The following is a 23,996-nucleotide window of genomic DNA, read 5'->3' as shown; positions in this document are numbered from 1 at the left end:
CTTAGAAGTTGCCCTGCAACCACTCTTTAAAACGCTTCACATACTCGGACGGACTCGGTCTTGGCGCACGCTCTTCCACCAAAGCCAGCTCTCGCGAGTGGGTGGCTACCATCGATGTTGGAGCCATCGGTACTTCGTGATCCTGGCGTGCATAATGCAGCAGGCCGATGCCGGTGGCATAAATCGGATTACTCAGCTGGGCCTCCATGCCACGGATGCCTTGCGGCTTGGCCAGGCGTACCGGCATATGGAATATCTCCTCTGCCAGCTCAACTGCCCCTTCCATCTTGGCGGTACCACCGGTCAGCACGATGCCTGCCGCGACCAGATCTTCAAAGCCACTGCGTCGCAGCTCAGCCTGCACCAGCGTAAACAACTCTTCGTAGCGCGGCTCGACCACTTCGGCCAATGCCTGGCGCGACAGATCCCGAGCCGGGCGATCACCCACGCTCGGCACCTTGATCATCTCGTTCGCTTGCGCCAGCTGTGCCAGGGCGCAGGCGTATTTGATCTTGATCTGCTCGGCGTGCTGGGTCGGCGTCCGCAGGGCCATGGCGATATCATTGGTCACCTGGTCCCCTGCGATCGGAATTACAGCTGTATGCCGGATCGAGCCACCGGTAAATACAGCAATATCAGTGGTACCGCCACCTATATCGACGATACAGACTCCCAAGTCCTTCTCGTCATCGGTAAGCACGGCGTAACTTGACGCCAATTGTTCCAGCACCACCGCATCCACTTCCAGACCACAGCGACGAATGCACTTCTCGATGTTCTGGATCGCATTGGTCGCACCGGTCACCAGATGCACCTTGGCTTCAAGGCGCACACCGGACATGCCCAGCGGTTCCTTGATGCCTTCCTGGTTATCGATCAGGTATTCCTGCGGCAGAATATGCAGAATTTTCTGATCCGCCGGAATCGCAACCGCACGCGCCGCATCAATGACTCGCTCCAGATCGTAGTCCGACACTTCTCGGTCACGAACGGCAACAATGCCATGGGAATTGAGGCTGCTGATATGGCTACCGGCAATCCCCACACTGACACCATGGACCTTACAGCCAGCCATCAGTTCAGCTTCTTCCACCGCACGCTGAATTGAACTCACGGTAGACTCGATATTGACTACAACGCCGCGCTTCAGCCCTCGTGACGGCTGGGAACCGACACCGACAATCTCGATTATACCTTGAGGTGTCAACTCTCCGACCAGACACACCACCTTCGATGTGCCGATATCGAGTGCAACAATCATGTTGCCTGTCATGTCACCCTTAACCTGCATCGTTTTTTCCTGTTTCTGCGCGCCAGCTTACTGCCACGCCATTCGTGTAGCGAATATCAACCTGCTCGATCTGATCGGCTCGATCCACCAGACTCAAGCGATAAATCCGTATAAACCTTTTCAGTCGTGGCACCAGTTGCTCACGGCCCGCTACCACGCGAATGCCGTTATCAAGCTCCAGCGTCCAGGCCCCCCGCGATTCCAGCACCAGGCCGGTCAGGTGCAAGCCGGCTGCCGAAAACATTCGGTTCAGGTCATGGAACTGCTGCATGATGCGCACGGTTTCATGAGCCGGGCCGGTCAGTCTGGGCAGGGCCGCATACTCGGGCTTGAGCGCCGGCCAGAAGATGTCGCCCTGATGATTGAGCAACCCCTTGTCACCCCAGCGTGCCACCGGCACTTCTTCTTCCAGCTGCACCTCCAGCGCCGGTGGCCACTGCCGCCGAATACTGGCGCTGTACACCCAGGGGTCTTGCACCAATTGTTCCTGCAGTGCCTGCAAATCCAGCTGCAGCAGGGGTCGATCCAGTCCGGCCGCCAACTGCTGCGCCAGCCCCACTTTATCCAGATGTCGTGTTGCGCCCGCGATACGTACTTCGGCAACCGGCTGGTTGAGCCAGTGCCAGAGTTCACGCAGTAGCGAGCTGCCGATGCCTACGAAGACCACCAGTAACGTCAAAATGACAACAGCACGCCAGTGCCGGTCAAGTCCGCTTTCGGCTGTCATCGACGCCTCGGTCATGCTTACCCCTCAGCCGTACGCAGGATGTCGACGACCAGGCGCTCGAAGCTGATATCCGCTTCGCGTGCGGCCATCGGCACCAGACTGTGGTCGGTCATGCCCGGTGCCGTATTCACTTCCAGCAACTGAAAATGACCCGCTGCGTCCATCATCACATCCACGCGTCCCCAACCTCGGCAACCCGCCACACTGAAGGCCTTCAATGCCAGTCCCTGCAGCATTTCGGTTTGCGCTGGCGTCAACCGGGTATCAAAGTGGTAATGGGTATCACCGGCCGAATACTTGGCATCAAAATCATAGAAATCATGCGGCGTTTCCAGACGAATCACCGGCAACGCTCGACCATTCAACAGCGCAACCGTGAACTCGGGACCGTTGACCCACTGCTCGGCAATAACGCAGCTGTCGTATTCACGGGCGGCGGCAAAGGCGGCTTCCAGCTCATCCAGATTTCGCACCTTGCTCATGCCGATGCTGGAACCTTCATGCACCGGTTTGACCATCATCGGATAGCCCAGCTGAGCGGCCACGGCAGGCAGATCCACTTCGGCATCCAGTACCGCAAATGCCGGTGTCGGCAAACCCGCACCCTGCCACAGCTGTTTGCAGCGTAATTTATCCATCCCCAGTGCAGACGCAGCCACACCACTGCCGGTATATGGCTTGCCCATCATCTCCAGCACGCCCTGAATGGTCCCGTCTTCACCGCCACGTCCATGCAAAATCAGAAACGCACGATCAAATGTGCTTTCCAGCAGTTGAGCAACCGGATTCGCACCGTCGCCGCCCAGATCAATGGCAAAAGCGTCGACACCGGCAACCTGCAATCCTTTGAGCACTGCAGTGCCGCTGCGCAGTGAGATTTCACGCTCGGCGGAGGTACCCCCCATAATCACGGCCACGCGGCCAAATGCGGTCATGTCGATAGTGTCCTTCATGTTACTCATCACGTACGGCTGCCCCTTCACGCAGAAGGGACTCGTTAACCAGCTGATGTGCCAGGCTGGTGATATTTCCCGCGCCCTGCGTCAACAGCAGGTCGCCCGGCTGCAGTATATTGCGCAGAATATCGACCACACCGTCCGGCCCTTCAACAAACATCGGCTCGACGCCCCGCTGGCGGATACTGCGGCACAGACTGCGTGAGTCGGCCCCCGGAATCGGCTCTTCACCGGCCGGGTAGACTTCCATCAACAGCAACTGATCGACCTCCGACAGCACCTGCACGAAATCTTCATAAAGATCACGGGTACGGGTGTAGCGGTGCGGCTGATGAATCATGACCAGACGGCGCTCAGGCCAGCCTTCACGGATCGCCTTGACCACCGCCTGCACTTCGGTCGGATGGTGGCCGTAATCATCGACCAAAGTGACTTCGCCACCTTCGATCGGCAGCTGCCCCAACACCTGGAAGCGCCGCCCCACACCTTCGAAACGCGCCAGCGCACGGGTAATGGCATCTTCGTCGATACCTTCATCCGAGGCGACAGCAATGCAGGCCAATGCATTCAGTACATTGTGCCGGCCCGGCATGTTCAAACTGATATCCAGAGGTTTTTGCGTCCCCGGGCGCTCCACCTTGAAGCGGGTCAGCATGCCATCCTGCTGCAGCTCCACGGCACGGTAGTCTGCGCCCTCATGGAAGCCATAGGTCAGTACTGGGCGGCTCACCCGCGGCAAAATCTCGCGCACGACCGGATCATCGGTACACAGCACCGCCAGACCGTAAAACGGCAGGTTATGCAGGAAGTTAATGAAGGTCTGCTTCAGTTTGCCGAAGTCACCGCCATAGGTTTCCATATGGTCAGCATCAATATTGGTGACGATTGCTACCATGGGCTGCAGATGCAGGAATGACGCATCGCTCTCGTCTGCCTCGGCGACCAGATAACGACTGCCTCCCAGCTGGGCATTGGTACCGGCACTGTTGAGCCGACCGCCAATGACGAACGTCGGGTCCAGCCCGGCTTCGGCCATAATCGATGCCATCAGGCTGGTAGTCGTGGTCTTGCCATGGGTACCGGCCACGGCGATGCCGTGACGATAGCGCATCAGTTCGGCCAGCATTTCGGCGCGGCGCACAACCGGAATACGCAACTCCCGCGCCGCCGCAACTTCAGGATTTTCTGCCTTGACCGCCGTCGAGGTCACCACTACGTCGGCACGTGCCACATTGCTTTCGGCATGACCCATGAAGATTTCAGCACCCAATGCCTGCAACCGCTCGGTCGTTGCTGAAGGCCGGATATCGGAGCCGGAGATCTCATACCCCTGATTCAGCAGCACCTCGGCAATGCCACACATGCCCACGCCACCAATACCAACAAAATGGATGCGACGAATTCGGCGCATCTCGGGCACTTCGTACACTTTTACACTGCGGTTGAGCACCTTCACTTCATTACCTCCAGGCAGACCGCTGCTACCCTGTCACTGGCATCAGGGCGTGCCTGCTGTCGTGCACGCTTCGCCATATCCATAAGTTGTTCTCGTTCGTTCAGTGTCTGTAACAACTCAGCCAACCGGTCGGCATCGAGCTCACTCTGCTGAATCACTTGAGCGGCACCTGCCTGCTGCAAATGTTGTGCATTCGCCGTTTGGTGGTCATCTACCGCATGTGGAAACGGCACAAAAATCGCCCCCAGACCGGCAATCTCAATCTCGCTGACGGTCAATGCGCCCGCGCGACACAACACCAGATCGGCCCAGCCGTACGCTTTATCCATCCGGTCAATGAACGGCACCACGTTAGCGTCCACACCAGCATCAGCATAAGCCTGCCGGGTCACATCCAAATGCCGCTTGCCAGTCTGGTGCCACACTTGCGGTCGCTGTTCGGATGGCAATTTGGCCAACGCCTGCGGCATGATCGTATTGATTGCCAACGCGCCCAGACTTCCTCCGACTACCAGCAAACGCAGCGCGCCCTCATGCGTGGATAAGCGCTGCTCCGGTGCCGGCAGCTCTAAAATCGGTCCACGTACCGGATTACCTGTGGTTTCAACGCCCGAACGACCGGCAAACGCTTGCGGAAAGGCCTGTAGCACCCGTGTCGCCAGCCGCGCCAGCGTCCGGTTGGTCATGCCCGGAATGGCATTCTGCTCATGCACTACCAGCGGCACCCGCAGCAACCAGGCTGCCAACCCACCGGGGCCCGACGCAAAACCACCCATGCCCAATACGGCATCAGGGCGCACCCGACGCAGAACCGCCAACGCCTGCCCCAACGCTTTAGCGAGCCGGAAGGGTGCCAGCAGTAAGCTTAACCTCCCCTTGCCACGCAGGCCGGTCACGGAAATTCTATGCAAAGGTATACCTGCTGCTGGCACAATATCGTTCTCGATACCGGCCATACTGCCCAGCCATTCAACGTCAATACCTTGCTGCTGCAGTTTCTCGGCCGTCGCCAGTGCGGGAAACACGTGGCCACCGGTACCGCCCGCCATGATCAGCACCTTGCGTCCCCGGATACTCATGCCACCTTCTCCTCAAGTCTCAATAACCGCCGCAGCCAGGGCAGCTCACGCGGCTGCACCTTTAACCGCTGACACTTCAATTCGTAATCCACCCGCAACACGATTGCGATCATGACGGCACATACCAACAGGCTAGAGCCGCCATAACTAAGCAGAGGCAGGGTCAAACCCTTGGTCGGCAACGCACCAACGTTAACGCCGATGTTGATCAGAGCCTGGCCGGCAATGATGAAGCCGAAACCATAGGTCAGGTATGCCATGTAAAACCGCTGCTGCTTCTCGGCCTGACGACCAATCAGAAAGGTACGCGCCACCATGAGCACGTACAGACCGATGATCAGGACCGCCCCGACCAGCCCCAGCTCTTCAGCCAGTACCGAGTAGACAAAATCCGTATGCGCTTCCGGCAGATAGAACAGCTTCTGCACACTGTTCCCCAGCCCGGTACCAAACCAGTCACCACGGCCAAATGCGATCTGCGCCTGTGACAACTGATATCCGGCACCGAACGGGTCCGCCCAGGGGTCGGTAAAACTTTTCAGACGCTCAAGGCGGTACGGCTGGGCAAACGCCAGCACCGCAATCAGTCCTCCGCCACCCAGTACAACAACGACCAGCTGGGCAAACTGCATGCCGCCCAAAAACACCATGCCTGCGACAGTTCCCACCATCACCACCAGCGCGCCATAGTCAGGCTCTGCCAGCAACAGGGCACCGTAAACGCCCATCGGCAATGCCGGTTTGATCACGCCCCACCAGCTGCTGCGTACTTCGGCCAGACGCCGCACCAGATAGCCGCTGATAAAGATCACCATGCACATCTTGGCAATTTCGGATGCCTGCAGGTTGACCGGCCCGAGGCCGATCCAGCGCCGCGAGCCATTGACCTCGCGCCCGATGCCGGGCACCAGCACCAGCACCAGCAGCGCTGCGCCAAAGAGCAGCAATACCACATCGTATTGCTTCCAGGCCCGCACAGGCACCATCAACGCCAGACCTGCAGCCACCAGGGCCAATACAAAGAAACTGCCATGACGCACAATGAAATACAGCGGCGAACCAAAATCCCGTGCTGCCACATCCATTGATGCAGACGTGATCATCACCAGTCCGATCAACATCAATGCCAGCGCACAGCACAGCAACAGCGGGTCTACCGGGGCCACGCCCGTGGGTACCTGCAATCGCGTCGGCAGTGCCGGCAATGGCAACCGGAAATTCATGCGCACGTGGCGATGCCCTCCACGGCCTGAACAAAGACATCACCGCGTTCGGTGTAACCACTGAACATGTCGAAACTGGCACAGGCCGGTGACAGCAGCACAATATCCCCTGCGCTGGCCAGTGCCTGCGCACGCATGACCGCATCCGGCAATGACGCCGCCATGTGAACACTCGGCCCATCAACTTCGGCCGCAATCAGGCCAGCATCCCGGCCCATCAGCACCAGATCGCGACTGTAGCGCTTCAATGGTGCGTTGAGCCCGGCAAAGGACTGCTCCTTGCCCACTCCGCCCGCAATCAGGATCAGTTGATTGCCTGCAGGCAACGTTGCCCCTAGCCCTTCAAGAGCCGCTAATGTGGCACCGACATTGGTGCCCTTGGAGTCATTGAAAAAGCTGACCCCATCAATCTCGGCGACCCATTGGCAACGATGCTCAAGACCGGCAAACGCCTGCAGTGCCTGCAAGGATGCCTCTCGCGGAACATCCACTGCATCCGCCAGCGCCAACGCCGCCAGCGCATTGGCCAGGTTATGTCGTCCGCGTATTTTCAGTGCGCGTTCCGGTAACAGCCGCTCAAGACCGCAGGCGAGCCAGGCCTCGCCGTCGTGTTCGAGCACGCCGTACTGCTTCAAATCCGGTGCATTCAGCCCGAAAGTACGTTGTTCGACACCCTGCGCCATCAGCGGCTGGGTCAGCGGATCCTGGCGATTGGCAACCACAACAGATGCCCCCCGGTAGATGCGCTGTTTGGTCAGGGTGTAGTCCTGCATGCCGGTATAGCGGTCGAGATGGTCCGGGCTGACGTTGAGTACCGTCGCAGCCGCTGCACGCAGCTCATGGGTTGTTTCCAGCTGGAAACTGGACAGCTCCAATACGTAAAGTTCGGCTGGCTGCATCAGCAAATCCAGCGCAGGCGTGCCAATATTGCCGCCAACACCCACCGCCATACCCGACTGCTCGGCCATCAAGCCCACCAGCGTGGTTACCGTGCTTTTTGCATTGGAACCGGTAATGGCCACAATCGGAGCCACGGCTTCGCGGCAAAACAGGTCAATATCACCAATCAGCGATGCACCGGCAGCCACTGCCGCCTCAATGGCCGGATGGCGTTTGTCGATACCGGGACTGATCACCAGCTCTTGCGCCTGCGCCAGCCAGTCGGCATCCAGCTCACCGAGATGCAGATCTACGCCTGGAAACTCGGAGCGGAATGACACCGCTGCGGCTGGTGCTTCACGGGTATCACACACGGCAAAGCGAACACCTGCGCGCTGAAAATAACGCGCACAGGAGAGTCCGGTCTGGCCCAGACCGATAATAATGCGCTGTTTGTCAGTCGTGATCAGACTCACCCTGCTCTCCTGTTATCGAATCTTCAGTGTGGCCAGGCCAATCAGCACCAGCACCACCGTGATAATCCAGAAACGTACGATGACCCGCGGTTCAGGCCAGCCCTTGAGTTCAAAATGGTGATGGATCGGTGCCATGCGGAAGATGCGGCGTCCGGTGAGCTTGAACGATGCCACCTGTAGAATGACCGAAACAGTCTCCATCACGAACACACCGCCCATAATCACCAACACCAATTCCTGGCGCACAATGACGGCCACCACACCCAGCGCTGCACCCAGCGATAGCGCACCGACATCGCCCATGAATACCTGGGCCGGATAGGTGTTGAACCAGAGGAAGCCAAGCCCGGCACCGACGATGGCACCACAGAAGATGATCAGCTCACCGGAGCCGGCCACATACGGGATTTGCAGATAGTTGGCGAACTGCAGATGGCCACTCAGATAGGCGAATACGGCCAGAGCCGCAGCCACCATCACCGTTGGCATGATCGCCAGCCCATCAAGACCATCGGTCAGATTCACCGCATTGGAGCTGCCGACGATGACGAAATAAGTGAAGACAATGAAGAAGATTCCCATGTCGATCGCCACGTCTTTGAAGAACGGCAGGATCAATTGGGTTTCCACCGGCGACTGCGCGGTCATGTACAACACCACAGCAGCACCGATACCTGCCACCGACTGCCAGAAGTACTTCCAACGCGCCGGTAGGCCACGCGGGTTCTTTTCCACTACTTTGCGCCAGTCATCGACCCAGCCGACCGCACCAAAGATCAACGTTACAATCAAGGTCACCCAGACGTAACGGCTGCTCAAGTCACTCCACAGCAGGGTACTGATGGCGATTGAGAGCAGAATCAAGGCTCCGCCCATGGTCGGTGTGCCCGCCTTGCTCAAGTGCGACTGCGGGCCATCATCACGTATCGCCTGGCCGATCTGCTTCTCTTTCAGGCGGCGGATCAGCCAGGGCCCCATGAACAGGGAGATCCCCAGCGCAGTCAAAATACCCATAATGCCGCGTAGAGTGATATAGCGGAACACCCCGAAGCCGGTATGGAACTGGGACAGGTAGTCTGCAAGTAACAAAAGCATGGTGTCAGTGTTCCCCTTCAATCAGGGCTGTCACCACCCTGTCCATGTGCGCGCTGCGCGATCCCTTGACCAGTACGGTGAGCTCGGGTGCCAGCAGTGTTTTCAGTCGTTCAATCAATGTCGCTTGTTCCGTAAAGTGTTCCGCCCCAACCCTGAGCGCAGTAAAGGCATCCACTGCCGCTTGCATTTTGGGCCCGGTGGCCAGCAACCGTTCGATACCGCGCTCGGCGGCATAATGACCCACCTCGGCATGCAGCCGGGGCGAGTCTTCCCCTAACTCAGCCATGTCGCCCAGCACCAGTACACGTTCGCCCGGCAGCTGTGCCAATAGATCGGTTGCCGCCTTGATCGCATCGGCATTGGCGTTGTAACTGTCATCAATCACCAGCGCACCGCTGCTCAGCGGGTGCGGACTGAGCCGGCCGGACACGGGCGTACAGCGGTCCAGAACTCCGGCAATCTGCGTCAACGGCTGTCCTGCCGCAACCCACGCGGCCGCCGCAGCCGTGGCGTTGGCCACATTATGTCGACCCAGCACCTGCAGGCTGACCGGCAACTGATCAGTGCCGTCATCCAGCACAAAACGCCAACTGCCGTCAGCGTTCATCTGCAAAAGACTGGCACTGATATCCGCCGCACCGTTTTCGACCCCGAAGGTAAAGACGCGCCGTTTCAACCGGTGCAGGCGTTCGATCCAGACCGATGCGTACGGTGAGTCCATATTGACCACCCCCACACCGCCGGAACAGAGCCCGGTAAAAATCTCGCCCTTGGCACGAACCACACCATCAAGGCCACCAAAACCTTCAAGGTGCGCGCCCATGACGTTGTTCAACACCGCCACATCCGGCTGGGTAAACGCCACCGTGCGCGCAATTTCACCTTGCCCACTCGCCCCAAGCTCGATCACCGCCGAACGGTGCTCCGGTGCCAGGCGCAGCAAGGTCATCGGTGCGCCAATCTCGTTATTGAGGTTGCCCTCAGTTGCCAGCACCTCACCCTTGCTTGCCAATAAACTGGCCAGCATCTCCTTAACCGTGGTTTTGCCACCACTACCGGTGACAGCAAAGACAGGAGCATGGAACAGCGAGCGATTAAAACCGCCCAGCTGCCCCAGCGCCGTAAGGGTGTCGGTGACAACCAACTGCGGCAGACGAGTGTCGACCTGATGGTCTACCACCACCGCCGCAGCCCCCTTCAACTCGGCAGCACCGACAAAATCGTGACCGTCAAAATTCGGCCCGCGCAGCGCGACAAACAGATCACCGGCCGTCAGCAGACGACTGTCCGTCACCACCCGATGGATCGTACAGTTATCACCCTGCTGCCGTGCGTTCAGCACCTGCTGAAGCTCATTCAGCTCAAAGGCGCGCATCATACCTCAGCTCCTTCTTGCAATACATGCCATGCCTGTTGACAGTCATCAAAGGGCTCACGAACCCCGTTTATTTCCTGATAACGCTCATGCCCTTTGCCGGCAATCAGTACCATGTCGTCCGCACAAGCATGCGTCAGCGCCCAGCGGATCGCGGCAGCACGGTCCGACTCCACATGGACTGTCGCTGTCTCCGGCACACCGGCAAGGATGTCATTGATGATCGCACCGGGCGATTCGGAACGCGGGTTATCACTGGTAACAACAACCTGGTCAGCCAACTGGGCCACAACACGCCCCATCTCAGGGCGCTTACCGGCATCACGGTCACCGCCACAGCCGAACACACAGATCAGGCGTCCCGACACCGGGCGGTGCAAACGCAGCGCCTGCAGCGCCTGAGCCAGAGCATCAGGGGTGTGGGCAAAATCCACCACCACCGTCGGCGCGCTCGGCACGGCGGGCAGCGCCTGCATGCGCCCATCAACCGGCTGCACCTGCCCCAGCACATCAGCCACCGTTGATAACGGATAACCCAGCAACTGCAGCACGGTCGCGCACAACAGCAGATTGCTGACATTGAAGCCACCCATCAAGGTTGTCTGTACCGCAACAGTCTCTGCTTCGGTCACCAGCTCGAACCGGACACCTTCCGGTGTGAACACCAAATGATCGGCACGCACATCGGCCCCCGGCTCACTGAGGGCAAAACTGCGCACCTGCGCGCGCATCGGTTGCAGACGCTGCCACAATGCGCGACCAAAGACGTCATCCAGATTAATCACCTGCAATGCCGGTGCATGCGCGGTAAACAGCAGGGCCTTGGCATCACCGTAGGCTGCCATGTCGCCGTGGTAATCCAGATGATCACGGGTCAGGTTGGTAAAGCCGGCTGCAGCAAAACGCACCCCGCTGACCCGCTGCTGATCAAGCGCATGGCTGGACACTTCCATCACTACATGATCGGCCCCGGCCTGACGCAACTCCGCCAGCAAGGCCTGCAGGGCAATCGCATCCGGCGTGGTATGCGTGGCAGTTTTGAGGTCATTCAAAAAACCGTTGCCCAAAGTACCTATCATGGCGGCGCGATGCCCCAGCAGCTCGAGTGCTTGCACCAGATAACTGCTGCAGGAAGTCTTGCCGTTAGTGCCGGTAATGCCAATTACATTGAGATGGTGGCTCGGGTGGCCGTAAAAACGGCTGGCCACTTCACCGATCACCTTATCAAGCCCGCAAACCTCGAGCAGCGGCACCTGTACCGATGCTCGCTCGGCAGGCGTCAGCTCCCCTGATTCAACCATAATGGCGGTGGCACCGCGTCGCTGCGCCTCCGCGACAAAGTCCGCACCGCGATTGGATACGCCGTTACGAGCAAAGAACAGATAGCCGGGCTCAACCCGACGGCTATCCAGGGTCAGCCCGGAAATCGTCACCGGCGCATCAACAGGCAGTGCCGCCAGCGTGGCGGCCGCTTGCGGCAACAGGGTCAGAAGTGACTGGGTATAAAGGCTCATTTCCGTGCCACCTGTGTTGAAGACGTTTCAGGCCAGCGGTCCGGCGGCACATTGAGCAAGCGCAGAGAGCCTGCCGCAATCCGTGAAAAGACCGGTGCCGCCACAAGTCCACCGTAATATTCCTGCCCTTTGGGGTTATCCACCATGACGGCAATCACCAGCCTGGGCTTGCTGATCGGTGCCACACCGGTAAAGACCGATACATACTTGTCATCGGCGTAGCCGCCACCACTGGCCTTGTGTACGGTGCCGGTTTTACCGCCGACGCGGTAACCCTCAACCGCGGCTCTCCGTCCTGTCCCGCGTGGACCGACAACCGTTTCCAGCATTTCCAGAACCTGCGGCGCGATCCCCGGCGGCATCACCCGAACCCCCGCACTCGGCTGATCCTGCTTGAGCAATGTCACCGGATGCAGCACACCATCGGCCGCCAGCGGCAGATAGGACTGGGCCAGCTGCAGCAGGGTTGACGACAGCCCATAGCCATAGGACATCGTGGCGCGCTCAACATGCTGACGTGCTTTCAAGTAGGGCAACACGCCGCTACGCTCACCCGGAAAACCGGTGCCGGTATCCTGCCCCAGCCCGACATTGTGCAACAGGTTGCGCACGGCATCCGGCTCCATCGCCAGTGCCAGCTTGGTGACACCCACATTGCTCGATTTGGTGATAATGCCGGTCAGATCCAGCTCACCGTAATTGCGATGATCCTTGATGCTGGCACCCGCCACTCGGATGTAGCCAGGCGATGTGTCGATAATGGAGTCGCGGGTGTAGTCGCCGCTCATCATGGCCGCCGAAATGGTCAGCGGCTTGATTGCCGAGCCGGGCTCAAACAGGTCGGTCAAGGCGCGGTTGCGCAAGGCTCCGGTATTGAGGCCAGAACGGTCATTGGGGTTGTAAGACGGCTGATTCACCAGCGCAAGCACCTCACCGGTGCGGGCATCCAATACAACCGCCGAACCGGAGTCGGCCTGATGCACTTCAACCGCCGCTTTAAGCTCACGGTAAGCCATGTACTGGACCCGCAGGTCGATACTCAGCTGCAGATCGTCGCCGGGGTTGGCATCTTGCAATGAACGAATATGTTTAACGGTGCGCCCGACCCGGTCCCGCAGCACCAGCTTGCGCCCGGGCTCCCCGCGCAGGCTGTGATTGTAGGCCAGCTCAAGCCCCTCCTGACCCTCACCGTCTACATTGGTAAATCCAACCAGGTGAGTGCTGACTTCACCTGCCGGGTAGTAACGTTTGTATTCTCGGTCGACGTGAATACCGGCAACGCCCAGAGCTTCAATGGACTCGGCCAGCTCTGGGGTAATTTGACGTTTGAGATAGAGGAAGCGACGCTCATGATTGGCGGCAAGTTCGGCCATGAGCGCCTGAGGGCGCTGTCCCAGCAATTGAGCCAAGCGCGGCAATGCAGCATGCTGCAGGTCAGTCCGTAACGGATCTGCCCATACGGTTGCCACCGGGGCACTCACGGCCAAGGGTTCGCCGTTGCGGTCGGTAATAACACCCCTGTGTGCCGGGATCAGCATGGTACGTAGCGCACGCGCATCGCCTTGACTGCGCAGGAAGTCCTGATCGTCTACGTACAGTGAAAACAGCTTGGACGTGATGGCAGCAACAATCAGTACGAGCAGAGACAAAACCAGCCAAATACGCCAGCTCCGAGCCGCATGGGCATCTGTGTCTTTGCGTGTATTTTTACGGCTGCTCATAGCGCACAATCTCAATCGCTTCAGTTGCAGGCACTACCATTCTCATTTGATCAGCCGCCAATGCCTCAACGCGATGGTGTGCCGACCACACGCTCTGCTCCAGCAGATATTGGCCCCACTCGACCTGCAAATCATCCCACTGCCGCACCAGCACCTGATGCTGATTGAACAAGCGGCGATATTCGTAAGCCGAAGAGATCACGGCCATCGCGCTGCCCATTACCAACAGCATCAGAATGGTTACCGCCAGTATCGGACCCAGCAGCTGCGCGCCGCTCAACATCGTAGTCGGCTGCGGCACCACGGCTCGCTGCGGCAGCCGCGCCTGCACCCTGGAAACCAGCGCATACCAGCCCGCACGCAGGTCGGCCTTACCGATACTGAAGCGGGTGAGTATCATGCCAGCTTGATAGCGGCACGCATCACAGCACTGCGCGCCCGGGGGTTCTCATCCAATTCATCCTTACCTGCGCGCACCGCTTTCCCTGCGGACTTCAATCGGCGTTTAAGCATTGCATCGGTAAACGGTATTCCCTGCGGCAAGTGCTCATCACCTTTTACATGACGCCGAATAAAGCGTTTAACGATCCGGTCTTCCAATGAGTGGAAGCTGATCACCACCAGCTTGCCGCCTGGGGCCAGCACTTCCAATGCTTGATCAAGACAGGCTTCCACATCCGCCAGTTCACGGTTGATGTGGATACGGATACCCTGAAAAGCGCGCGTTGCAGGGTTTTTACCCTTTTCCCAGCGCGGATTGGCTTCGGTAATGATTTTCGCCAGCCGCCCTGTGGTTGTGATCGGTGCCTGCTCGCGCTCCGCCACAACGGCCTTCGCCATACGGCGGGAAAAACGCTCCTCGCCATACTGGTAGATCACATCGGCAATCTCGGTTTCAGAGGCACGATTGATCCAGTCGGCTGCACTTTCGCCTGAACTGGTATCCATCCGCATATCCAGCGGGCCGTCATTCATGAAGCTGAAGCCGCGCTCAGGGTCATCCAGCTGAGGGGAACTGACACCCAGGTCAAGCAGCACACCGCTGACTTTGCCCATCAGGCCACGTTCTTCGACAAAGGACTGCAGCTGCGCAAAGGAGCCGTGCTCGATACTGAACCGGGGTTCATCGGCAAAACGCTGGTGCGCGTGGCGGACCGCTTCCGGATCTTTATCGATGGCCATCAGGTGGCCCTTGTCCGACAGCTGCTCAAGCACCAGAGCACTGTGACCGCCACGTCCGAACGTACCGTCTATATAGAACCCATCCGGATCGTGAACCAGCTCGCGAACCGCTTCGTCGAGCAGCACTGTAATGTGACTGAATGTCTGACTCATGTTGCTCCGCTATCTTGTCAGTTAAAGCGACAACGTCTGCAATTCGGCGGGGATCTCGTCGCCATCATCCGCTTGCAGGTACGCGTCTCGAGTGCTGCTCCAGAGTGTTTCACTCCAGATTTCAAATTTATTGCCCTGACCAAGCAGAATGATCTTCTTGTCCAGTCCGGCATACTCACGCAGAGGTGCCGGTAATAGCATGCGCCCATTGGTATCCAGCTCCAGATCGGTCGCATGACCGGTCAGCAGGCGCTGAATACGGCGCACCGCCTTGTTGAAACTGGGCAACGCATCAATCCTGGCCTGGATTTCATCCCATTCAGGCTGTGGGTAAAGCAGCAGGCATTGGTCTTCCGTATCAATCGTCACCACCATGCGGCCTTCAGAATGCTCCCGCACCGATTCGCGATAGCGAGCCGGCAGGGCCATGCGGCCTTTGGCATCGAGATTGATCGGATTGACTCCGCGGAACATGACGCCCACCGCAACCCCCAAGTTCACCCACTTTTATCCACTTTTTCCCACTACGCGACACTATAGGTAGTAAGCACAGTAGATGCAAGGTGATGTAAAGCAGGCATGACAAATTTCCGACACTTTTAAAAAGCTCGAAAAAAACAGTTAATATCTTTATTTAACATGGACTTAACGACACACAGGGCAAAACAAAAAAGTCGTAAGGAGAGCAACAGCCTAGCTATGTTTAACAGGTGAAACAGACCTGGTTTCATAAATGAAACAGTGGGTTAAAATGCCCGTTTAAGTCGACCGATAGCACCCGCTCAGCCACTAACGCAAAACGACACAGGGTCAGCATGAAAGCCGACCCTGTGTCGTGGCATATTCAAAACGTCATGGATATTCGACCAAAAGAGCGTTTCGCACTCGAGTCATGACGAATAACCATACCGCAGCCGATATTTACATATTCGGGTAGTTCGGCCCGCCCGCCCCTTCCGGCACCACCCAAGTGATGTTCTGGGCCGGGTCCTTGATGTCGCAGGTTTTGCAGTGAACGCAGTTCTGTCCGTTGATCTGGAACTGGGGGCCGCTCTCGCTTTCTACCACTTCATAAACCCCTGCCGGGCAGAAGCGCTGCGCAGGCTCCGCATAAAGTTTGAGGTTATGCGCAATCGGGATGCTGGCATCCTTGAGCTGCAAGTGACAGGGCTGATCTTCCTCATGGTTGGTGTTGGAGAGGAACACCGATGAGGGCTTGTCGAACGACAAGATGCCGTCCGGCTTCGGATATTCGATCTGCGCGCACTCGCTGGCCGGTTTCAGCTGAGCATGGTCTTCGTGGCGGTCATGCAGAGTGACCGGGATTTTGCCGCCGAACCAGTTCTGGTCGATGTAGTTGAACGCGCCGCCCACCCAGGTACCGAACTTGTGCATCGCCGGGCCAAAGTTACGCGAGCGATACAGCTCGTCGAACAACCATGAAGCCTTGTACTTGTCGGTAAAGCCACTCAGATCACGGCCGCCCTGATCACCGGAGAACAGAGTCTCGGTAATCGCTTCCGCCGCCAGCATGCCCGACTTCATCGCCGTGTGCGTGCCCTTGATCTTGGAGAAGTTCAGCGTACCGGCATCACACCCCAGCAGCAGCGCACCGGGCATGGTCATCTTCGGCAACGCATTGAAACCGCCCTTGGTAATGGCGCGGGCACCGTACGCCACCCGCTTGCCACCTTCGAGAATCTGGCTGATCTCGGGATGGTGCTTCATGCGCTGAAACTCGTCGAACGGGCTCAGCCAGGGGTTGGCATAGTTCAGGTCGGTGATCAGTCCCACGACAACCTGATTGTCATCGGTGTGATAGAGGAAGAAACCACCGCTGGCACCGGCATCGCTAAGCGGCCAGCCGGACCCGTGCACCACCAGACCGGGCTGGTGCTTGGCCGGATCGATATCCCACAACTCCTTGATACCGATACCGTAATGCTGAGGGTCGGCATCCTGATCCAGCTTGAAGCGGCTGATCAGCTGTTTGCCCAAATGACCACGACAGCCTTCAGAGAAGATGGTGTACTTGGCATGCAGCTCCATGCCTTCCATGTAATTGGGACCCTGCTCGCCTGCAGCGGTGACACCCATGTCACCGGTGGCAATGCCCTTGACGCTGCCATCGTCATTGAACAGGACTTCGGCGGCGGCAAAGCCGGGGAACACTTCAACCCCGAGCCCTTCAGCCTGTTCCGCCAGCCAGCGGGTGACATTACCCAGGCTGACAATGTAGTTGCCGTCGTTGTGCATCGGCTTCGGCACAAACGCATTGGGGATCTTGGCCGCACTCTCGGCATTTTTGAGCAGTACCACCCGATCCTCGGTCACCGCCGTGTTCAGCGGTGCGCCCAGCTCTTTCCAGTTGGGGAACAGCTCATCCAGCGCACGGGTTTCCATCACCGCACCCGAGAGAATGTGTGCGCCAACCTCGGAGCCTTTTTCCACTACACAGACGGTCAGTTCCTGCTCTGCCGCCGCAGCCTGCTGCATCAGCCGACAGGCCGCCGACAAACCCGCAGGGCCCGCGCCGACGATCACTACATCAAATTCCATCGATTCACGACTCATACTGCACATACCTCATCATCGACAGAGTCCGGAACCGGTTGTAGCGCACTCAGGCTGGCGATCACCGTATCCACAAACACGTCTGCATTGCTTGAAATCGAAAAATACTCGGCCCGCTGCAGCCAACTGGTAACGAACCCGTCTACCATCGCCTTGATCAACCAGGATGCGGCTTCAGCATCCGCCGTGGGCGGCAGCTGGCCACGTCGAATGGCATTGTGAATAACACCCAGGCGGCGCTGATGCTGATACTCCATGAACCGGGCCACCGGCTCAGCCGTGCCGCCGGCGGTGACACCGGAGCTTTCACGGATAAACATCAACATCATGCGACAGAAATTGCGGTCCTGCTCTACCTTGCACAACAGGCGTACCAGCAGCTCACGCAGCTTGCCCAGCGGGTCCTGCTCCTGATCAGACAGGCAGGCATCGCTGAGGGTTTTGAACGGCTGCGAGTAAAACTCACAAATGGCATCGAACAGATCCCACTTGTTTTTAAAATGCCAGTAGATCGCGCCGCGGGTAAAACCCGCAGCCTTGGCAATATCGCTCAGGCGGGTCGCGGCAACGCCCTGTTCAGCGAACAGTTCCAGTCCGCGCCCCATAATCACCTGTCGGGTCAGCTCGGCTTCTTCTTTGGTTCGACGCATATCGCTTCTCGCCTCCTCGCCACCCGTGCCTGGATATCAGGCCGTGATTGAACCACCGTTGAGCGGCAGCACCTGGCCTGACATCCAGGACGCTTCACGCGAGGCCAGATAGGCCACGGCAGCGCCCACATCTTCCGGTGTACCGGTACGGCCAACGGCCGTTGCCTTGGCATACTCGGCATAGTCCCCGAAGTTGTTCATGGTGCCCAGAGAGACGGCGTTGGCGGTGATGCCCTTGCGGCCGACTTCGTGTGCCAGGTGGCGCATGAAGCCCAGTGCGGCGGATTTGGCCGCAGCATAGTTGGTCAGGCCAAACTGCAGGCCGGTACGCCAGGATTCGGAACTGATAATGATGATACGACCATGACCCTGCTCAACCATGCCGTCCATTACACGACGGGTAAGGCCGAGAATAGCGCGCAGGTTCAGATCCAGCTGCAGTTCGAAATCTTCATCCGCCAGATCCTTGAACTGGCGCAGCGAGTCCGGCATGCCCGGCGGTACACCGGCGTTGTTGACCAGAATGCTGACCGTACCGAATTCACGCTCGGCGGTGGCAACGATACTGTCACGCACCTCAGCCGAGGTGATATCACCCGGCGCGGCACAGGCTTCAAAGCCTTCGCTGCGTAGCTGGGCTGCGGCGCTTTCGGCACGTTCCGGATAGTAGTCGTTGACCACAACCCGGGCACCCTGAGTCGCCAACGAACGGGCGACACCCAACCCCATGCCCTGACCGGCACCGGTAACCAGGGCAACCTGGCCGTCGAGTTCAAACAATTTCTGGCTCATGTCATTGTCCTTATTCTTGAGCGTTGATAATGGCGGTGCCGCGCTTAACGGCAGCACCGCTGCAGCCTCATGTCAGAGGCTACACATCAGGGGCAGACTTCAAACAGACCGGCTGCACCCATACCACCACCGATGCACATGGCAACGACCACATACTTGACGCCACGGCGACGGCCTTCAATCAGGGCGTGACCGACCATGCGCGCACCGGACATGCCAAACGGGTGACCGATAGAGATCGCGCCACCGTTCACGTTCAGGCGATCGTTGGCGATGCCCAGCGTGTCACGGCAATACAGCACCTGACTGGCAAAAGCTTCGTTGATTTCCCACAGACCGACATCGTCCACTTTGAGGTTGAAGCGTTCCAGCAACTTGGGAATGGCATAGACCGGGCCAATACCCATCTCTTCCGGCTTGCAGCCCGCAACCGCGATACCTTTATAGACACCCAGCGGTGCGATACCACGACGGTCCGCTTCTTCGCGACTCATCACCAGCGCAGCAGACGCACCGTCAGAGAACTGGGACGCGTTACCGGCGGTGACATGCTTGCCTTCGGCAATCCACTGACCGTCTTTCCAGACCGGTACCAGACCTGCCAGACTTTCATAGGTGGTCTGCGGACGGTTGCACTCGTCACGGTCGGCAACAACTTCCTTGTGACCGGCCGGCTTGCGATCGGCATCGAACACCAACTGCTGAGCGGTCAGCGGCACGATCTCGTCATCAAACAGACCCGCTTCCTGTGCCGCTGCCGTACGCTGCTGGCTCTGCAGGGAATAGCGATCCTGCTCTTCACGGCTGATACCGTAACGCTCGGCGACCAGCTCGGCGGTCTCGATCATCGGGATGTAAGCGCTCGGAGCGATCTCCTTGACCGCCTCGGACTGGGCACGGTAGGTGTTCTTGTGCTTGGTCTGGGTCAGCGACAGAGACTCGACGCCCCCGGCAATGGCGACTTTCATCTCGCCCGCAATGATGTTCTTGGCGGCAACGCCAATGGTCATCAGGCCGGACGCGCACATGCGATCCAGTGCCATGCCCGGCACGCTGTCCGGCAGGCCGCCGGTGTAGGCGCACAGACGGCCGATATTGTAGGCCTGGGTACCCTGCTGCACCGCTGCGCCCATGATCACGTCTTCAACCGCTTCCGGCTCGATACCGGCACGTTCGACGACTGCACGGACCACATGGCCACCCAGCACCGGGGCTTCGGTATCGTTGAAGGAGCCGCGGAACGACTTGGTCAGCGCAGTACGCGCCGTAGATACAATGACTGCTTCGCTCATCTTATTCTCCTTATTGAGCCGGATTGAATGTGTAACGGCTGATGGTGTCGATAACGCAACCGGGACGGTCGCTGCCTTCGATCTCAACGGTGACGCGGACTGTCGCCTGCACCGCCTGCTTGACCGATTCAACAGCTACCACTTCGCCACGGCCGCGAATGCGGCTGCCTACCGGCACGGCTGCCGGGAAACGTACCTTGTCGCAGCCGTAGTTGACGCCCATCTGCAGGTTCTCGACCGCCATCAGCTGGGGCAGAAACAGGTTAACCAGCGACAGGGTCAGGTAGCCGTGGGCAATGCACTTGCCGAACGGGCCGTCAGCGGCTTTCACCGGGTCCACGTGAATCCACTGGTGATCACCGGTTGCTTCAGCAAACAGGTTGATCCGTTCTTGAGTGATCTCCAGCCATTCACTGCAGCCCAGGTCCATGCCCTGAGCCGCCAACAGTGCGTCGGCACTGGCAAAAATCTGGTTCGCCATCTCGAAGTCCTTACGCCTGCTGGGAACTGACCGATACCACTTCGCCGGTCATATAGGAGGAATAATCGCTGGCCAGGAACATCATCACGTTGGCCACTTCCCATACTTCAGCCGCACGGCCGAACGCTTCACGGCTGGACAGCTGCGCCAGCAGTTCTTCGCTGGACGCTTTCTTGAGGAAGTCATGCAGCGCGATTGACGGTGATACCGCATTGATACGCACGCCATGCTCAGCCGCTTCCAGTGCGCTGCAACGGGTCAGCGCCATGACACCGGCCTTGGCTGCGGCATAGTGCGCCTGTTCTTTCTGCGCACGCCAGCCCAGTACAGAGGCGTTGTTAACGATCACGCCAGCACCACGATTTTGCATGTGCGGCAGCATGGCGCGGGTCATGCGGAAAGTACCGGTGAGGGTAATATCCAGCACGCGATGCCATTCTTCATCGGTCATCTCAACGACGGTTTTCTGACCGCCAAGACCGGCGTTGTTGATCAGTACATCCACACCACCCAGCTTGGCTTCCGCCTCGGCGATCAGGGTCTGTACTTCTTCTTCTACAGTCACGTTACACAGCTGACCGTAGATGGCATCCAGTCCGGTTTCCTGCTTGAGTGCCGCAACGGCCTCTTCCAGACGACGCGGATGGATATCGGAGATCATCAACGCCCGGCAGCCCTCTTCGGCCGCACGCTTGGCGGCGGAGAAACCGATGCCGGCACCGGCCGCAGCAGTAATCAGTACAGACTTGCCCTTCAGCAGGCCGTGACCTTCAACGTATGTCGGAATCTTGCTCATGTGCGTGCTCCTCAGCTGCCCCAGACTTTTTGTGCCGGAACGGCGTCTTTAATCATTTTGTGTACCACTTCGCCCAGCTCGGACGGCTCCCAACGCTCGTTCTTGTTGACGCCTTCGGTGGTGCGCCAGCCGTCACAGATGCAGATGCGGCCGCCTTCAGACTCAAACACCTTGCCGGTGACATCGCCCGCTTCCTCGGATGCCAGCCAGGCCAGCAGCGTGGAGACGTTTTCCGGTGCCCAGTAATCGAAGCTACCGTCTTCCGGCTTGGCCATGCGGGTAGCCATCGCTTCAACCGCAGTGGTCATGCCGGTACGCGCTGCCGGAGCAACAGCGTTGGCGGTGATGCCATAGCGACCCAGCTCCGCCGCCTGGTTCAGTGTCAGTGCCGCGATACCGCCTTTGGCGGCGGCATAGTTGGACTGGCCAATGGAACCCTGCAAACCGGCACCGGAGGTGGTGTTGATGATGCGACCGCTGACCGCTTTACCGGCTTTGGCCTGATCACGCCAGTAATGCACGGCATGGGACGTGATGCAGAAATGACCTTTCAGGTGGACAGCCATAATGGTGTCCCACTCCTGCTCGGTCATGGAGGCAAACATGCGGTCACGGTTAACGCCCGCATTGTTCAACACGACATGCAGGTCACCGAAAGTATCGATCGCCTGTTGCACCGCGCGGGCGCTGTCTTCGTAGTTGGTGATGTCAGAGGTGTTGACCACCGCCTTACCGCCCGCCGCCGTGATCTCTTCAACCACCGCCTGTGCAGCGGTTTCATTGATATCATTCACCACAACCGCACAGCCTTCAGCTGCCAGTACTTTTGCGTGGGCAGCACCCAAGCCGCCGCCAGCGCCGGTAATAATGGCCACTCGGCCTTCCAATATAGACATAACTTCCCCATCAACCTGTCATGGCTGCGCCGCAGCGCGAGCCGTCAATTCAGTTCGGATCGTCCCCAGGCAAAACATGGAGTGCCCGGGGTCACACTCAGCCCAGACGCTCGATGATCGTCACGTTGGCCTGGCCACCGCCTTCGCACATGGTCTGCAGGCCAAAGCGGCCGCCGCGACGTTCCAGCTCATGCAGCAAGCCGGTCATCAGACGTGCACCGGTCGCACCCAACGGGTGACCCAGAGCAATTGCGCCGCCGTTGACGTTGATCTTGTCGAGGCTGTAACCGGTTTCCTGCTGCCAGGCCATGACCACGGACGCAAACGCTTCGTTGATCTCGACCAGGTCGATCTGATCCATGCTCATACCGGCTTTCTTCAGTGCCGCTTCGGTCGCCGGAATCGGTGCACGCAGATGCCAGATCGGATCATCACCGCAGACGCTGAGGTGGTGAATGCGGGCACGCGGAGTCAGGTTGTAACGCTTGAGCGCCTGCTCCGAGACCACCAGCATTGCGGCCGATGCGTCACAGGTCTGGCTCGATACCGCTGCCGTAATGGACGGGTATTCCGGATCAACCGGCTCCAGCTCGGCCATTTTTTCCAGCGTAGTCTGACGCGGCGTTTCGTCACGCTCGACCCCTTCCAGCGGCACGATCTCACGATCGAAGTAACCGGCTTCGCTCGCCGCGATGGCGCGACGGTGGCTTTCCAGCGCGAACACTTCCATGTCGGCACGGCTGATGCCCCAGTGATCAGCGATGCGCTGAGCGGCATAGAACTGGTTGACGGGGGCATCGCCGAAGCGTGCCTGCCAGCCCTTGCTCTCGGCAAAGGGCGTGGTAAAGCCCAGCGGCTGACCGGCCAGCATCGCCGACGAGATCGGGATCTGAGTCATGGTCTGTACACCACCGACGGCGATCACATCCTGGGTGCCGCTCATCACCGCTTGCGCAGCAAAGTGCAGCGCCTGCTGTGAGGAACCGCACTGACGGTCTACCGTGGTGCCTGCCACATTCAGCGGCAGACCGGCGGCCAGCCAGCTGGTGCGGGCGATATCACCGGCCTGAGAACCGATGGTATCGACGCAGCCAAAGATGACGTCATCGTACTCGTCAGCCGGAATGGCGTTGCGTTCGACCAACGCCTTGAGCACATGCGCACCCAGATCGATGGCGTGTACCTGAGACAACCCGCCCTTGCGCCGCCCGGTGGGCGTACGCAGAGCATCGACAATATAAGCTTCAGCCATTATGACCTCCCGAATGTCTGACCCGGGCCCAGCGGCGCGTCGTCAGCAAAGATGGCGTCACTGATGCGCGCCTTATGGAATCCACGGTCGCCCCAGGAGGCTTCCAGCGCCCAGGTCCGTTTCATGAACATCTGCA

The 23,996-nt window shown here is 58.9% G+C and carries 22 protein-coding genes; all 22 read right to left on the bottom strand.

Annotated features, from left to right (window positions below; genetic code table 11):
- Window position 1 precedes the first annotated feature (1 nt).
- Window positions 2-1,291, bottom strand: coding sequence for a cell division protein FtsA (gene ftsA / locus CLV44_RS00115; protein ID WP_106590070.1), 1,290 nt, complete (start codon window positions 1,289-1,291; stop codon window positions 2-4).
- The gene (locus CLV44_RS00110) at window positions 1,281-2,033 is read right to left on the bottom strand and encodes a cell division protein FtsQ/DivIB (RefSeq protein ID WP_106590069.1); all 753 of its coding nucleotides are present in this window, start codon (window positions 2,031-2,033) and stop codon (window positions 1,281-1,283) included. Before CLV44_RS00110 ends, ftsA begins: the two co-directional genes overlap by 11 nt.
- A 2-nt stretch (window positions 2,034-2,035) precedes the next feature.
- Complete coding sequence (locus tag CLV44_RS00105; protein WP_106590068.1) at window positions 2,036-2,980, bottom strand: D-alanine--D-alanine ligase; 945 nt, start codon at window positions 2,978-2,980, stop codon at window positions 2,036-2,038.
- Window positions 2,973-4,385 carry a UDP-N-acetylmuramate--L-alanine ligase gene (murC, locus tag CLV44_RS00100; protein WP_106590301.1) on the bottom strand — a complete coding sequence of 471 codons (1,413 nt, stop codon included), beginning with the start codon at window positions 4,383-4,385 and terminating at the stop codon, window positions 2,973-2,975. Before murC ends, CLV44_RS00105 begins: the two co-directional genes overlap by 8 nt.
- 41 nt (window positions 4,386-4,426) lie before the next feature.
- Window positions 4,427-5,509, bottom strand: coding sequence for an undecaprenyldiphospho-muramoylpentapeptide beta-N-acetylglucosaminyltransferase (gene murG, locus CLV44_RS00095; RefSeq protein ID WP_106590067.1), 1,083 nt, complete (start codon window positions 5,507-5,509; stop codon window positions 4,427-4,429).
- Window positions 5,506-6,732 carry a putative lipid II flippase FtsW gene (ftsW, locus tag CLV44_RS00090; RefSeq protein ID WP_170069226.1) on the bottom strand — a complete coding sequence of 409 codons (1,227 nt, stop codon included), beginning with the start codon at window positions 6,730-6,732 and terminating at the stop codon, window positions 5,506-5,508. The genes murG and ftsW overlap by 4 nt, the downstream gene beginning before the upstream one ends.
- Complete coding sequence (gene murD, locus CLV44_RS00085; protein WP_106590065.1) at window positions 6,729-8,087, bottom strand: UDP-N-acetylmuramoyl-L-alanine--D-glutamate ligase; 1,359 nt, start codon at window positions 8,085-8,087, stop codon at window positions 6,729-6,731. The genes ftsW and murD overlap by 4 nt, the downstream gene beginning before the upstream one ends.
- Before the next feature lie 12 nt (window positions 8,088-8,099).
- Entirely contained in the window at window positions 8,100-9,182 is a 1,083-nt protein-coding gene (gene mraY / locus CLV44_RS00080; RefSeq protein ID WP_106590064.1) for a phospho-N-acetylmuramoyl-pentapeptide-transferase, read from the bottom strand.
- A 4-nt stretch (window positions 9,183-9,186) separates the two neighbouring features.
- Window positions 9,187-10,560: a UDP-N-acetylmuramoyl-tripeptide--D-alanyl-D-alanine ligase gene (locus CLV44_RS00075; protein WP_106590063.1), complete on the bottom strand. Its 1,374-nt coding sequence runs from the start codon at window positions 10,558-10,560 to the stop codon at window positions 9,187-9,189.
- A complete protein-coding gene (locus CLV44_RS00070; RefSeq protein WP_106590062.1) occupies window positions 10,557-12,071 on the bottom strand; it encodes a UDP-N-acetylmuramoyl-L-alanyl-D-glutamate--2,6-diaminopimelate ligase in 1,515 nt (504 codons plus the stop codon). Before CLV44_RS00070 ends, CLV44_RS00075 begins: the two co-directional genes overlap by 4 nt.
- Window positions 12,068-13,792 (bottom strand): peptidoglycan D,D-transpeptidase FtsI family protein, encoded by a 1,725-nt coding sequence (locus CLV44_RS00065; RefSeq protein WP_106590061.1) that lies wholly within the window; start codon window positions 13,790-13,792, stop codon window positions 12,068-12,070. Before CLV44_RS00065 ends, CLV44_RS00070 begins: the two co-directional genes overlap by 4 nt.
- The gene (gene ftsL, locus CLV44_RS00060; RefSeq protein ID WP_106590060.1) at window positions 13,779-14,192 is read right to left on the bottom strand and encodes a cell division protein FtsL; all 414 of its coding nucleotides are present in this window, start codon (window positions 14,190-14,192) and stop codon (window positions 13,779-13,781) included. The genes CLV44_RS00065 and ftsL overlap by 14 nt, the downstream gene beginning before the upstream one ends.
- Window positions 14,189-15,127, bottom strand: coding sequence for a 16S rRNA (cytosine(1402)-N(4))-methyltransferase RsmH (gene rsmH, locus CLV44_RS00055; RefSeq protein WP_106590059.1), 939 nt, complete (start codon window positions 15,125-15,127; stop codon window positions 14,189-14,191). The genes ftsL and rsmH overlap by 4 nt, the downstream gene beginning before the upstream one ends.
- A 21-nt stretch (window positions 15,128-15,148) precedes the next feature.
- A complete protein-coding gene (gene mraZ / locus CLV44_RS00050; protein WP_106590300.1) occupies window positions 15,149-15,601 on the bottom strand; it encodes a division/cell wall cluster transcriptional repressor MraZ in 453 nt (150 codons plus the stop codon).
- Window positions 15,602-16,048: 447 nt separating this feature from the next.
- A complete protein-coding gene (locus CLV44_RS00045; protein WP_106590058.1) occupies window positions 16,049-17,701 on the bottom strand; it encodes an electron transfer flavoprotein-ubiquinone oxidoreductase in 1,653 nt (550 codons plus the stop codon).
- Window positions 17,698-18,351, bottom strand: coding sequence for a TetR family transcriptional regulator (locus CLV44_RS00040; protein WP_106590057.1), 654 nt, complete (start codon window positions 18,349-18,351; stop codon window positions 17,698-17,700). The genes CLV44_RS00045 and CLV44_RS00040 overlap by 4 nt, the downstream gene beginning before the upstream one ends.
- A gap of 36 nt (window positions 18,352-18,387) precedes the next feature.
- The gene (locus CLV44_RS00035) at window positions 18,388-19,143 is read right to left on the bottom strand and encodes an SDR family NAD(P)-dependent oxidoreductase (protein ID WP_106590056.1); all 756 of its coding nucleotides are present in this window, start codon (window positions 19,141-19,143) and stop codon (window positions 18,388-18,390) included.
- An 86-nt stretch (window positions 19,144-19,229) separates the two neighbouring features.
- Window positions 19,230-20,435 carry an acetyl-CoA C-acyltransferase gene (locus tag CLV44_RS00030; protein WP_106590055.1) on the bottom strand — a complete coding sequence of 402 codons (1,206 nt, stop codon included), beginning with the start codon at window positions 20,433-20,435 and terminating at the stop codon, window positions 19,230-19,232.
- A 10-nt stretch (window positions 20,436-20,445) separates the two neighbouring features.
- Window positions 20,446-20,916 carry a MaoC family dehydratase gene (locus CLV44_RS00025; RefSeq protein WP_106590054.1) on the bottom strand — a complete coding sequence of 157 codons (471 nt, stop codon included), beginning with the start codon at window positions 20,914-20,916 and terminating at the stop codon, window positions 20,446-20,448.
- A 10-nt stretch (window positions 20,917-20,926) separates the two neighbouring features.
- Window positions 20,927-21,712, bottom strand: coding sequence for an SDR family oxidoreductase (locus CLV44_RS00020; protein ID WP_106590053.1), 786 nt, complete (start codon window positions 21,710-21,712; stop codon window positions 20,927-20,929).
- An 11-nt stretch (window positions 21,713-21,723) separates the two neighbouring features.
- On the bottom strand, window positions 21,724-22,608 hold the full coding sequence (locus CLV44_RS00015; protein WP_106590052.1) for an SDR family oxidoreductase: 885 nt from the start codon (window positions 22,606-22,608) through the stop codon (window positions 21,724-21,726).
- Window positions 22,609-22,705: 97 nt separating this feature from the next.
- Complete coding sequence (locus CLV44_RS00010; protein ID WP_106590051.1) at window positions 22,706-23,860, bottom strand: acetyl-CoA C-acetyltransferase; 1,155 nt, start codon at window positions 23,858-23,860, stop codon at window positions 22,706-22,708.
- Window positions 23,861-23,996 lie beyond the last annotated feature (136 nt).

This window comes from Marinobacterium halophilum (assembly GCF_003014615.1).
Lineage (GTDB): Bacteria > Pseudomonadota > Gammaproteobacteria > Pseudomonadales > Balneatricaceae > Marinobacterium > Marinobacterium halophilum.
Note: the sequence above shows the minus strand (reverse complement) of the source record. Positions and strands in the feature narration are given on the sequence as shown.